At 60.1% G+C, this 12,377-nt stretch carries 11 protein-coding genes; 2 read left to right on the forward strand and 9 right to left on the reverse strand.

The features are described 5' to 3' along the window. Nucleotide 1: 1 nt before the first annotated feature. Both H045_RS14605 and H045_RS14610 read right to left on the reverse strand, forming a co-directional pair. Nucleotides 2-1,612: an ATP-binding protein gene (locus H045_RS14605; RefSeq protein WP_015372766.1), complete on the reverse strand. Its 1,611-nt coding sequence runs from the start codon at nt 1,610-1,612 to the stop codon at nt 2-4. Next, on the reverse strand, nt 1,609-2,334 hold the full coding sequence (locus tag H045_RS14610; RefSeq protein ID WP_015372767.1) for a response regulator: 726 nt from the start codon (nt 2,332-2,334) through the stop codon (nt 1,609-1,611). Before H045_RS14610 ends, H045_RS14605 begins: the two co-directional genes overlap by 4 nt. Nucleotides 2,335-2,934: 600 nt before the next feature. Between H045_RS14610 and H045_RS14615 the strand changes: the two genes are divergently transcribed. Beyond that, nucleotides 2,935-5,829 carry a ribonucleoside-diphosphate reductase subunit alpha gene (locus H045_RS14615; RefSeq protein ID WP_003233496.1) on the forward strand — a complete coding sequence of 965 codons (2,895 nt, stop codon included), beginning with the start codon at nt 2,935-2,937 and terminating at the stop codon, nt 5,827-5,829. Nucleotides 5,830-5,892: 63 nt separating this feature from the next. On the opposite strand, the gene H045_RS14620 is transcribed toward H045_RS14615, so the two are convergent. The 5 genes from H045_RS14620 to flgB all read right to left on the reverse strand — a co-directional run bounded on the left by H045_RS14620 (nt 5,893) and on the right by flgB (nt 9,366). Next, on the reverse strand, nt 5,893-6,249 hold the full coding sequence (locus tag H045_RS14620) for a hypothetical protein (protein WP_015372768.1): 357 nt from the start codon (nt 6,247-6,249) through the stop codon (nt 5,893-5,895). Between the two features lie 175 nt (nt 6,250-6,424). Further along, nucleotides 6,425-7,741, reverse strand: coding sequence for a flagellar hook protein FlgE (flgE, locus tag H045_RS14625; RefSeq protein ID WP_003233498.1), 1,317 nt, complete (start codon nt 7,739-7,741; stop codon nt 6,425-6,427). Nucleotides 7,742-7,772: 31 nt separating this feature from the next. Continuing rightward, nucleotides 7,773-8,495: a flagellar hook assembly protein FlgD gene (flgD, locus tag H045_RS14630; protein WP_003233499.1), complete on the reverse strand. Its 723-nt coding sequence runs from the start codon at nt 8,493-8,495 to the stop codon at nt 7,773-7,775. Between the two features lie 16 nt (nt 8,496-8,511). Further along, nucleotides 8,512-8,955: a flagellar basal body rod protein FlgC gene (gene flgC / locus H045_RS14635; protein WP_003233500.1), complete on the reverse strand. Its 444-nt coding sequence runs from the start codon at nt 8,953-8,955 to the stop codon at nt 8,512-8,514. A gap of 3 nt (nt 8,956-8,958) precedes the next feature. Further along, complete coding sequence (gene flgB, locus H045_RS14640; protein ID WP_003233501.1) at nt 8,959-9,366, reverse strand: flagellar basal body rod protein FlgB; 408 nt, start codon at nt 9,364-9,366, stop codon at nt 8,959-8,961. A gap of 327 nt (nt 9,367-9,693) precedes the next feature. Here flgB and H045_RS14645 point away from each other — a divergent pair, with 327 nt between their 5' ends. Then, complete coding sequence (locus tag H045_RS14645; RefSeq protein ID WP_015372769.1) at nt 9,694-10,476, forward strand: hypothetical protein; 783 nt, start codon at nt 9,694-9,696, stop codon at nt 10,474-10,476. An 85-nt stretch (nt 10,477-10,561) separates the two neighbouring features. Here the strand turns inward: H045_RS14645 and cheR are convergent, their stop codons facing one another. Next, nucleotides 10,562-11,389: a protein-glutamate O-methyltransferase CheR gene (gene cheR / locus H045_RS14650; protein ID WP_015372770.1), complete on the reverse strand. Its 828-nt coding sequence runs from the start codon at nt 11,387-11,389 to the stop codon at nt 10,562-10,564. 41 nt (nt 11,390-11,430) lie between these two features. Then, complete coding sequence (locus H045_RS14655) at nt 11,431-12,363, reverse strand: chemotaxis protein CheV (RefSeq protein WP_003233504.1); 933 nt, start codon at nt 12,361-12,363, stop codon at nt 11,431-11,433. Nucleotides 12,364-12,377 lie beyond the last annotated feature (14 nt).

Raw genomic sequence — 12,377 nt, forward strand, 5'->3', positions numbered from 1 at the left:
ATCAGGGTCTACCTTGCTCCCTCGGCCAACTGAGGCTGAAACACGCCCCGCCCAGGTTATGGCTTTTGCCGATCAACGCCCGTCCGCCATGCCAGTAAATAATCCGCCGCACGATCGACAGGCCCAGGCCGTGCCCGCCGGAAGCACGTGTACGGCTGTCGTCCAGGCGCAGGAACGGCGTGAAGATGCGCTCCCAGGCGCTTTGCGGTATGCCCGGCCCGTCGTCCTCAACATCGATACGGCAATGCGCCTCGCCCACTTGATAGCTGATCAGCACGTGCGCCTGTGCGTGGCGCATGGCATTGCTCACCAGGTTTTGCAGGGCACGGTGCAGGTAGCGCGGTTCGGCGTCGACCCAGGCGTCGCCCCCTTGTGCTGATGACAGGCAGTCACCTCGACTGACGATGACTTCGCGGCGCAGTGGCGATAACTCGCCGATCACCTGGTCGAGCAGTGCATCGAGGTCGACCCGTTGAAAATTCAGCGCCGGTGCGCCCTGCTCCAAGCGCGCGTAGGTGAGCATTTCGTCGACCAGGCCATCGAGGTCCTGGATATCGCCGTCCATGCCGTCCAGGTATTTGCGCCGCGCCTCGGGCGTGGCTGCGTCGCCGAGCATCTCCAGGCCAAAACGCAGGCGCGCCACCGGCGTGCGCAACTCGTGGGACACCGCGCGCACCAGTTCGCGTTGGATCGCGAGCAATTGCTGCAGGTGCTCGGCCATGCCATTAAAGGCAGCGGCCAGGCGCCCCACCGAATCGGCGCCGCGAGCGGGTACGCGCACCTGCAGATCACCCTCGGCGATCCGCGTGGCCGCCGCTTCCAGGCCTTTGAGGCGACGCTCCAGCTGGCGCACCAGGAAATAGACGATCAAGCCGATCAGGGTCAGGCCTGCCAGCGCAATCAGAATCAGCCATTGCACCGGATACGGATTCATTTGATACAACGGACCGATTTCCAGCACCCAGGGTGTGCCAGCCATGCCGGCAAACACGCGGATTGCGTCACCGCCCTTACCCAGTGCCATCACCGTATCGCCCTCCGACACGCGACGGCGCTGGTCGTCGTCCATATCCGCCTGGTCAAGGGTCAACAGGTGCATGTCAAAGCCAAAACCCTTGGCCTCTTTCAGGTCGGCCAGGCGCTGCGGCTGCTCGGCCACGGGGAAACGTACCAATTCGTCGGCCAGCAGGTAAATCGTCGCACGGGCCAGTTGCTCGCTGATCTGCTGCACCTCGCCCGTCAGCACCCGTTGCTCCTGTTCGCTGACCAGGCGCAGCACGCGCGCGGCATGGGGGCCGGTCTGCTCCACCAGTACCTGGCCGCGCTGCAGGCGACTGCGCTGGCCGAGGTCCAGCCGGACGTCGGCCAGCGGACGCAGTTGCAGAGGGATGCCCAGCAGACGCTCCCACATGGCCAAAGCCCGCTGGCGCTCGATCGCGTTCATGGTCTGCAGGTTGTCGCCCATCAGCGCGAAGGTGCCGTGGGCCAGACGCTCGCGGTACTGGTCGCTGCGCACTTCGTTGAGCAGGTGCAGGGCCAGCACGCCGAGCAGCGCCACCAGCACCAGTGCGGCGCACATGCCGCCGTAGATGCGCAGGAAGATCGAGTTCACAGCGGCGTATCCGCAGCGGCTTCGGCGACAAACAGATAACCTTTGCTGCGGATGGTCTTGATCAGGCGCGGGTGGAGCGGATCGTCGCCGATCTTGGGGCGAATGCGTGAGATGCGCACATCGATGGAGCGGTCCTGACCGTCATAGCCGATGCCGCGCAGGGCGATGAAGATTTCCTCGCGGGACAGGATGCGCCCGGCATTCGCCACCAGCAGCCAGAGCAGGTCGAATTCGGCGCTGGTGAGGTCGATAGCATCGTTGTGCAGCCAGGCTTCGCGCAGCGCACTGTCGACCACCAGAGGGCCGAACTGCAGGCGACGCTGGTGGGCGGCGATGGTCGGTTCTGCCGGTTCGCTACGCCGCAACAGTGCCTGGATGCGCGCCAATAAAAGGCGCGGGCGCACCGGTTTGCACACATAATCGTCGGCGCCCAGGTCCAGGCCCTGTATCTGGTCCATGTCGTCGGTGCGCGCGGTGAGCATCAGGATCACGCCGTCATACCGCGCGCGCACCTTGCGGCAGATACTCAGGCCGTCCTCGCCGGGCAGCATCAGGTCGAGGATCACCAGGTCCGGCTGCTCGGCAATGATGCGCGCCGCTGCCAGCGCACCGTTACCTTCCACCGACACCCGCAGGCCGTTGCCTTGCAAGTATTCACGGGTCAGCTCGGCCAATCGCACATCGTCCTCGACGATCAACAGGTGCCAGGGTTCTTGCTCCACGGGTGATCCTCGTTGTCATGAAACGCCCTCCCGGCAGACACCAGCCCTTTCCCACATTTGAAGCTGCAGGCCATAGCGTCTTTGTCATATTTGGGGGGCATAAGTGAGGCCGATTGTAGCCATGGGCCAGCCCTCTGACACAAGCCAGGCAGTGCATTCGGTGATCGCGTTTTTTTATGGTAGGGTTCGCGCCCTTCGAAATTGCGCGGCCTGCGTTGCGAGCTGAATGTTCAACGACAAACGGTAAGATGCAGCAGTAATGCGGCCTACACCGGCACTGAACCTTTCTTACACATTTTACCCACGAGTTATCCACAGGTTACTGCGTTGCTAACCCCTCCAAAACGCATTATCTTGTAGCTCGGCGGCAAGGGAGACCCTACATGTGGGGTTTTTGCCAAATCCGCCCAACCACAGAAGCAGTCCCTGATTCAAGTTTTTTATGGCGTGTGCAGCGTAGAACAACCGATTTTTTTCAGTAGACCAAATCGCTTAAGCGGATGGCAGCTGTTCTCCATCCCGATATGGAAAACGGTACGGGTGTTGCAGGCAGAAGCCTGACACTCGCAATCAAATATAGAACGTGGAGACAACCCCCCCATGCAAACCGACACAACTCGCGAGAACCCGCAGGGCTCCGTGCCGCAGGCCGCTGATTCGAACCTGGATCTGTCCGCCACCGCACCTGGCCAACTGCGCGTGATCAAGCGCAATGGCACTGTCGTTCCTTACACCGATGACAAGATCACCGTCGCCATCACCAAAGCGTTTCTTGCAGTTGAAGGCGGCAATGCTGCCGCCTCGTCGCGCATCCACGACACCGTTGCCCGCCTGACCGAACAGGTCACTGCGACCTTCAAGCGTCGCATGCCCTCGGGCGGCACCATCCACATCGAAGAAATCCAGGACCAGGTTGAACTGGCCCTGATGCGTGCCGGTGAGCAGAAAGTCGCCCGCGACTACGTCATCTACCGTGATTCGCGCGCCAAGGAGCGTGCCGTGCGCGCCCCGGCCGAAGACGCCGCCGTGCAAGCGCACCCGTCGATCCGCATCACCCTGGCTGACGGTTCGTTTGCACCGCTGGACCTGGGCCGCCTGAACACCATCATCACCGAGGCCTGCGAAGGCCTGGAAGAAGTCGACGGTGAGCTGATCCAGCGCGAAACCCTGAAGAACCTGTACGATGGCGTGGCCCTGACCGACGTCAACACCGCGCTGGTGATGACCGCCCGTACCCTGGTTGAACGCGAGCCGAACTACTCGTTCGTGACCGCGCGCCTGCTGATGGACACCCTGCGTGCCGAAGGCCTGGGTTTCCTGGGCGTGGCCGACAGCGCCACTCACCACGAGATGGCCGACCTGTACGCCAAGGCCCTGCCGGCCTACATCGCCAAGGGTATCGAATTCGAATTGCTGAACCCGATCCTGGCCACTTTCGACCTGGAAAAACTCGGCAAGGCGATCAATCACGAGCGCGACCAGCAGTTCACCTACCTGGGCCTGCAGACCCTGTATGACCGTTACTTCATCCACAAGGACGGCATCCGCTTCGAGCTGCCACAGGTGTTCTTCATGCGCGTGGCCATGGGCCTGGCGATTGAAGAGAAGCACAAAGAAGACCGCGCCATCGAGTTCTACAACCTGTTGTCGTCCTTCGACTACATGTCGTCGACCCCGACCCTGTTCAACGCCGGCACCCTGCGTCCACAGCTGTCCAGCTGCTACCTGACCACCGTGCCGGATGACCTGTCGGGCATCTACCACGCGATCCACGACAACGCCATGCTGTCCAAATTCGCTGGCGGCCTGGGCAACGACTGGACCCCGGTACGTGCACTGGGTTCGTACATCAAGGGCACCAACGGCAAGTCTCAGGGTGTTGTGCCGTTCCTTAAAGTCGTGAACGACACCGCCGTAGCGGTCAACCAGGGTGGCAAGCGCAAAGGCGCTGTGTGTGCCTACCTGGAAACCTGGCACATGGACATTGAAGAGTTCATCGAGCTGCGCAAGAACACCGGTGATGACCGTCGTCGCACCCACGACATGAACACCGCCAACTGGATCCCTGACCTTTTCATGAAGCGCGTCTTCGATGACGGCCAGTGGACCCTGTTCTCGCCGTCCGAAGTACCAGACCTGCACGACCTGACCGGCAAGGCCTTCGAAGAGCGTTACGAGTACTACGAAGCCCTGTCCCAGTACCCTGGCAAGATCAAGCTGTTCAAGACCATCCAGGCCAAAGACCTGTGGCGCAAGATGCTGTCGATGCTGTTCGAAACCGGCCACCCATGGCTGACCTTCAAGGACCCGTGCAACCTGCGCAGCCCGCAGCAGCACGTGGGCGTGGTCCACAGCTCGAACCTGTGCACCGAGATCACCTTGAACACCAACAAGGACGAGATCGCCGTTTGCAACCTGGGCTCGATCAACCTGCCGAACCACATCGTCAACGGCAAGCTGGACACCGCCAAGCTGGAACGCACCGTCAACACCGCCGTTCGCATGCTCGATAACGTAATCGACATCAACTACTACTCGGTGCCACAGGCGCAGAACTCCAACTTCAAGCACCGTCCAGTGGGTCTGGGCATCATGGGCTTCCAGGACGCGCTGTACCTGCAGCACATTCCTTACGGTTCGGACGCTGCGGTCGAGTTCGCCGACAAGTCCATGGAAGCGGTCAGCTACTACGCGATCCAGGCTTCCTGCGACCTGGCCGACGAGCGCGGTGCCTACGAGACGTTCCAGGGTTCGCTGTGGTCCAAGGGCATCCTGCCGCTGGACTCGCAACAGATCCTGATCGAGCAACGTGGCCAGAAGTACATCGATGTTGACCTGAACGAATCCCTGGACTGGGCGCCGGTACGCGCCCGTGTGCAAAAAGGCATTCGCAACTCCAACATCATGGCCATCGCACCGACCGCGACCATCGCCAACATCACCGGCGTGTCGCAGTCGATCGAACCGACCTATCAGAACCTGTATGTGAAATCGAACCTGTCGGGCGAATTCACCGTGATCAACCCGTACCTGGTTCGCGACCTGAAAGCCCGCGGCCTGTGGGACTCGGTCATGATCAACGACCTCAAGTACTACGACGGTTCCGTGCAGCAGATCGAGCGCATCCCGCAAGAGCTCAAAGAGCTTTACGCGACAGCCTTCGAAGTGGACACCAAGTGGATCGTTGACGCCGCCAGCCGTCGTCAGAAGTGGATCGACCAGGCGCAGTCGCTGAACCTGTACATCGCTGGCGCATCGGGCAAGAAGCTCGACGTGACCTACCGCATGGCCTGGTACCGCGGCCTGAAAACCACGTACTACCTCCGTGCCCTGGCCGCGACCAGCACCGAGAAGTCGACCATCAACACCGGCAAGCTGAACGCTGTGTCCAGCGGCAACCACGGTGATGATTCGGTGCTGGCAGCCCCTGCCGGCCCGGCGCCAGTGCCAAAGGCCTGCGCGATTGACGAGCCGGATTGCGAAGCTTGCCAATAAGCTGAACCGATCTCGGGCCTGACGGCCCGGCTTCGAAAAAACCGATAAATCCGCGCAATGGGTTTATCGGTTTTTTGCTTTCGATAGTGAAGGGCCAGCCTCATCCCCCTCGGGAAACCATCCCCTCAGCAATAGCTTGAGAAACTCAAGAGATTTACGATCCGCATCCTCGATCAGCCTGTTGAGCATGCTCTTGAAAGGCTCATCGCCCATCTTCTCGCGCACAGCATTGAGCTTGTCCCGCGTCTCCCTGACCGTCTGGCCTTTGCGGTCCTGCTGCGCATCGAAAAGTTCGTTCAGTAACTGCCTGACCGCCGTCACCTCGACCACCGGCGCCACCGTCGGCGTCTCGCCACGAACCACCCCTGGGGTAACGCCCGCACGCGCGCCAGCAAACCCTGATACGCCTGAATTCCACATAATCCCCCCCTTTGATTGGTGAGCCTCGTGGGCCCTGGCTCATCAGTGGTAAAGCGGGCATGGCGCGTTCCCGTTGCCGGTATTTCAAGGCATCACCTGATAGGCGCCAGGCGCTTTTCCTGCGCCCACAAAAAAGCCCCTCTAAAAGAGGAGCTTTCTGTGGAGCGCTACCGCATCAGGTCATCTGGATGATGGTCTGCATAATGGTGCTCTGGGTGGAGATGGTCTTGGCGTTCGCCTGGTAGTTGCTCTGGGCCTTGATCAGGTCCACCAGCTCGTTGGTCAGGTTGACGTTGGAGTTTTCCAGGGAGTTGGACACGATCGAACCCAGGGTACCGGATTGCGGAGTGTCGTAGCCCGGCTGGCCCGAAGCGAAGGTTTCTCTCCAAGTGGTGCTGCCCGCCGGCTGCAAACCTTGTTCATTGTTGAAGCTGGCCAGGGAGAGTTGGCCCACGGCCTTGCTCTGTTGGTTGCTGAAGGTGGCGAACAACACGCCGTTACCGTCGATTTTCAGGCCTGTGATCTGGCCGGTGGCATAACCGTCGGTGACCGGCGGGTTGCGGTAGCTGGCCGAGTTGTACTGTGTGATCGTGGCCATGTTGACGGCCACACCACCGGCGTTGGCGGCGGCGCCGTTAGCCTTCCACACGCCGTCGGTCACAGTTCCCGGCACCCAGTTGGAGATGGTCAACGTGGTGTTGGACGCCGTGCTTGGCGGGGTCACGATTCCGGTGAGCTTGCCGGCGGTATCAAACGACAGCGTGGAGGCGACCGGAGCGACAGCGCCAGTGCCCGTCGGCGCGCTGCCATCAGGGTTGCGCCCGTCGATCAAGGTATAGGACTTCCACTGGTTGGAGTCCGACTTGACCATGTATTGCACCATGGCGTGGGAGTTGCCCTGGGTGTCATACAAGGTGGTGCTGTATTGGGTGGTGAAGGTGCTGGTGTCGTTCGGGTTGAACGGCTTGGCCACCTGGTCGATCACCGGTTCCGAGGAGTTCAGGTTACTGGCCGAATCGACCTTGCTGGAGGCCTTGGGTGGCAGGTTCGACAGGTTCAGTTGCAGGTCGGTCAGGCCGCCCTTGATGATCTTGCCGTTGTCATCCGCAGCATAACCTTGCAGGCGCGCGGTGCCGGTGTTGTTGGTGATGTAGCCGTCCTTGTCGGCACGGAAGGCGCCGCTGCGGGTGTATTGCAACGCACCGTCGCTGCCCTTCTGCACGAAGAAACCGCCACCCTGGATCGCCATGTCGAGGACGCCGCCGCTGCCGTTCACGTCACCCTGGGTGAACTGCTGGGATACGGCCGCCAGGTTCACACCGTTGCCGATGCTGTTCTGGCCGGTGCCCAGTTTGGACGCCGCGTAGATGTCGGCGAACTCCGCACGGGACGACTTGAAGCCGGTGGTCGCAACGTTGGCGATGTTGTTGCCGGTCACGTCCAGTTGTTTGTTGGCTGCATAGAGGCCGCTAAGGCCGATGTTAAAAGACATGTATTTCTCCTTGCACCGTAGTTAGCGGGCTCTATAAACCGATGGTCTGGATTTGCGACTGCTTGATACTGCTTCCGCCTGCCAGGTTGAGCAGCATTTCGCCGCCGGTCTGGCTCAGGGTCACGCTCGTTACCGTGGCCGGCAGCGAGGTGGCCAGGGCGACGGAATCGCCCGCGTCATTCTTGGTGGTGGCCGTGAACGTGTAAGTCCCCGACGTCGCAACCTCACCCTTGTCGTTCTTGCCGTCCCAGATAAAGCTCTGGGAGCCGGCGCTTTGCGCGCCCATGTCGAGGGTGCGCACGGTGTTGCCGTCCTTGTCGGTGATCTTGATCGAGACATTGCCCACTGACGCCGGCACATTCACAGAGCCGGTCATGCTCTTGCTCGTGTCGACCAGTGTCCTGTCGGTCTGGGTGATCACTGAGCGGCCCACCAGCGAGGACGCTTGCAGCGCCTGCGACGAGGTAACGTTGGTGGAAATCGACTTGACCGAGTCGTTCAGGTTATTGATGCCTTCAAGACTGCTGAACTGCGCCAACTGGGCCACGAACGCACCGTTGTCCTGAGGCGACAAGGGGTCCTGGTTTTTCAACTGGGTCACCAGCAGTTTCAGGAAAGCATCCTTGCCCATGGCCTGGCTGCCCGTCGCGCCTGCGGCGGCGTCAGTGAGGCTGGTATTGTCCTGGGCAGTCTTGACCTTCGAATTGAAAAGGTCCTGGACTGCCGAGTTGCTTGACGTATCAACGATGGCCATTAGTTGGCGCCCCTTATCACTGACCCAGGGTCAGGACCTTCTGCATCATGGTTTTGGCGGTATTCATCATTTCCGCGTTGGTCTGGAACGAGCGGCTGGCCGAGATCATGTCCGCCATTTCCTCGACCACGTTGACGTTGGGGTAGTAGACATAACCCTTTTCGTTCGCAGCAGGATGGTTGGGCTCGTAACGGGCTTCGAGGTTGCTCTGGTCCTCGACGACACCCAGCACCTGCACGCCGGAGCCTGCATTGCCCTGATCCTGGAACAACGAATCGCTGCCGCCGCTCTGTCCGCCCTGGAACATGGTGGCGAATACCGGATGACGCGCGCGGTAAGTCTGGTCAATGCTCGAAGACACGGTCTCGGCGTTGGCGATGTTACTGGCCACGGTGTTGAGGCGCGTGGTCTGGGCGCTCATGCCGCTACCGGCAATATTGAAAACACTGGACAGGGACATGGCTTACTCTCCACGCAGGGCTGACATCAGCCCTTTGAATTTGCTGTTGAGCAGGGTGAAGCTGGCCTGGAAGTTCACCGAGTTCTCGGCGTAGTTCGACTGTTCCAGCTGGGCATCGACGGTGTTCTGGTCGATCGACGGCTGCATCGGCGTGCGATACAGCAACGACTCATCACCACTGCTCAGGCCTTGCGCCTCGATATGACGGCTGTTGGTCATATTCAAGGCGAAGGTGCCGTTCTGGGTCTTGTCCTGCTGTGCGGCGAGCACGGCGGAGAAGTCCAGATCCCGAGCCTTGTAGTTCGGGGTATCGGCGTTGGCAATGTTGTTGGCCAGGACTTCGGCACGCTTGGCGCGAAAGCCCAGGGCTTGTTCGTGGATACCGAGCGCTTTATCGAAGCTGATGCTCATGGCGGAAACCTTTAGGCTGACCTGCTGTTCGTAACAAGCTCATAGCAAGGCGCATGCCAACGTGCTCAACCCCCTGAATTCAAGGGGTTGCCGGGGATCGATGCAGCGTCAATGCCAGAAAAGCGGCAACAGGCTTCCGCGTGGCGCCAGTAAAGCGGCAACAGTGCTTGCCGCTTTTACGCAGGGGCGGCAATCAGGCGATAACGTCAGTTGGACGGCGGGATGGGATCACCGCTAGTCTTGACTGTCATTTCTGACAGTTGTCGTGTCTGTGGTCTGAATGCCTTATTCGGCGGACACCCTTGATATATGCCGCAGAGGTTCGAAATGTTGATTATCCCGCCGCCAAGATTCAACGAACAAAACTCCGCGTCCACCCCGCCGGAACTGAACACCCGACTTATTATCGGTAACAGCGCAGGGCTGACCGCCGATTTCCCGGTCATGCCGAATGATCGGGTTTTTTTGACCCTGAGCAGCAGCGTACGCGGTGGCGAATTCAACCAAAGCTTTCTGATCGCCACGAACGCTCCCAAGCTCGAGTTTTTGATACCCAAAGGCTTTGTTGAAGCCAGCGCAGGCAAAGTCGTGCAATTGCTGCTGACCATCAACCGTGCAGGGAGCAACTCCGCTGCGCCACCCGCCAAAGTCCTTATCAACTCAAGCCCCGTCGTCGTGCCACTGCCTGCCGCCGTATGGGATTTCAGCGATGACACTTTCCAGGGCTGGGTGCCCCAGGGCCCCTACGTAGGCGGGTTATTGCATGTCATCAATGGCAACGTGGTCGTTGACCTGTTCATCAGCCAGGCCAGCAGTGCTCACCTCATCACCCGTGCCGTTCCGGTGATTGCGGGGCGCACCTATGATTGCAGCTTTGAGGTTATTGGCGGTTCGCCCGCAGCCGATAGCTCGGCCCTGTACCTGACGATAAACGGCAGCCGGATCGGCGCCACCGTACAAAACATTACCCAGGCTCAACCGCAAACCGGCACCGGATCATTCACCGCAGCGCTGACGGGCGATGTTCGGCTGGGCATTTTTAACCAGAGCGTGCCTCACGGCACTCATCGCTTGTCCTTGAGCAATATTCGGATGCAGCCCCGGTCCTGAATACCGCCAGCGGTAGGATCCGGTTTTGCTGCGCGCATAAAAAAGGAAGGCCTTTGCAGGGCCTCCCGTTTTTTTCAAGTGAGCATCACTTGGCCTGGTAAATGATCCCGGGACTGCATTGCACCATCTGGTAATGGTCCGGCAGACCATTGAGTGCCTCCGAGGCACCGAGGAACAGATAGCCACCACGCTTGAGGGTGCCGTGGATGCGCAACAGAATGTCTTTCTTCACCTCGGCCGAGAAGTAGATCAGCACGTTGCGGCAGAACACCATGTCGAACTTGCCCAGGCTGGCGTAGCTGTCGAGCAGGTTGAACGAGCGAAACTCCACCCGGCTCTTGATCGGTGCCTTCACCGCCCAGCGCCCTGCCCCTTTGGGGTCGAAGAACCGTTGCAGCCGCTCCGGCGACAAGCCGCGCCCCAAGGCCAGGCTATCGTACTCGCCGGTCTTGCAGTTGGTGAGCATGGTGCCAGACAGGTCGGTGGCAACAATCTGCGCGCCGGCCTTCAACTGACCGATATTGGTCCTTTCGAACTCATCGATGGCCATCGAGATCGAGTAAGGCTCCTGCCCCGACGAACACGCGGCTGACCAGATACGCAGGCGCTGACCCGGGCTGGCCTTGATAGCCTCCGGCAGCACTCTGTTCTTGAGCACCTCGAACGGGTAGGTGTCGCGAAACCACAGGGTTTCGTTGGTGGTCATGGCATCGACCACCATTTCCTTGAGCCCGCTGCGCGGCTGGCCCTGGATGCGCTGTACCAGCTCGCCCAGAGACTTGATGCCCTGCTGCTCCATCAATTTGTTGAGGCGGCTGGATACCAGATATTGCTTGTTTTCACCGAGCAATATGCCACAGGCCTTTTCCAGGAAGACCCGGAACTGTTCAAAATCCAAATTACCCGTAGACAAAGATACCGCCTCTTAAATCGTGTGACCGCCAGGGGAATCCCCTAGCCGTGATCTGCTGCCTTGATCCGGTCGACTACCCGGGATGCGAGGTCATCAGGGCGGAATTTGGCCAGGAAGTCATCGGCGCCGACCTTCTTGACCATTGCCTGATTGAAAACACCCGACAACGAAGTATGCAGGATGATATGCAATTTTTGCATGCGTGGATCGTTGCGTATCTCGGCGGTCAGGGTGTAGCCATCCATTTCCGGCATTTCGATGTCGGAAATCATCATCAGAAACTCTTCTTCCGGCTTCTTGCCCTCGTCCACCAGCTTGCGCAGGTAATCCAGGGCCTGGCGACCATCATTGAGGGCCACCACTTCCACACCGACGGTTTGCAGGCAACGGGTTACCTGCTTGCGCGCCACGGAAGAGTCATCCACCGTCAGCACGCGCAGCGAAATCGCCTTGTGCGCCGTGTCGGCATCCACCACGCCCACCGAGATGTTCTCCGAGGTCGGTGCCACTTCGGCGAGGATCTTCTCCACGTCGATGATTTCCACCAACTGGTTGTCGACCCGCGTCACTGCCGTGAGGTAGTGATCGCGGCCGGTGCCCTTGGGCGGCGGATGGATCTCTTCCCAGTTCATGTTGACGATGCGCTCCACCGAGCGCACCAGGAAACCCTGGGTCTTGGTGTTGTACTCAGTGATGATCACGAACGGGCTCTGGCGATCCTGCAGCCCGGCGGAACCGGTGGCCAGCGCCAGATCAAGAATCGGAATGGTCGCGCCCCGGATGTTGGCCACGCCACACACCACCGGGCTGGACTTGGGCATGATTGTCAGCTTGGGGCACTGCAGCACTTCCCGCACTTTAAACACGTTGATGCCATACAGCTGCTTGCCGTCCAGACGAAACAACAGCAACTCGAGGCGATTCTGCCCTACCAGCTGTGTGCGCTGGTTTACTGAATCCATTACACCTGCCATGCCCAGACTCCTAC

Origin of the sequence: Pseudomonas poae RE*1-1-14 (assembly GCF_000336465.1) — a bacterium.
GTDB classification, from domain to species: domain Bacteria; phylum Pseudomonadota; class Gammaproteobacteria; order Pseudomonadales; family Pseudomonadaceae; genus Aquipseudomonas; species Aquipseudomonas poae.

Excerpts from the sequence above, each read along its gene's own strand:
- H045_RS14615 (WP_003233496.1), top strand. The coding sequence starts at position 2,935 with ATGCAAACCGACACAACTCGCGAGAACCCGCAGGGCTCCGTGCCGCAG.
- H045_RS14620 (WP_015372768.1), bottom strand. The coding sequence starts at position 6,249 with ATGTGGAATTCAGGCGTATCAGGGTTTGCTGGCGCGCGTGCGGGCGTT.
- flgE (WP_003233498.1), bottom strand. The coding sequence starts at position 7,741 with ATGTCTTTTAACATCGGCCTTAGCGGCCTCTATGCAGCCAACAAACAA.
- flgD (WP_003233499.1), bottom strand. The coding sequence starts at position 8,495 with ATGGCCATCGTTGATACGTCAAGCAACTCGGCAGTCCAGGACCTTTTC.
- flgC (WP_003233500.1), bottom strand. The coding sequence starts at position 8,955 with ATGTCCCTGTCCAGTGTTTTCAATATTGCCGGTAGCGGCATGAGCGCC.
- flgB (WP_003233501.1), bottom strand. The coding sequence starts at position 9,366 with ATGAGCATCAGCTTCGATAAAGCGCTCGGTATCCACGAACAAGCCCTG.
- H045_RS14645 (WP_015372769.1), top strand. The coding sequence starts at position 9,694 with ATGTTGATTATCCCGCCGCCAAGATTCAACGAACAAAACTCCGCGTCC.
- H045_RS14655 (WP_003233504.1), bottom strand. The coding sequence starts at position 12,363 with ATGGCAGGTGTAATGGATTCAGTAAACCAGCGCACACAGCTGGTAGGG.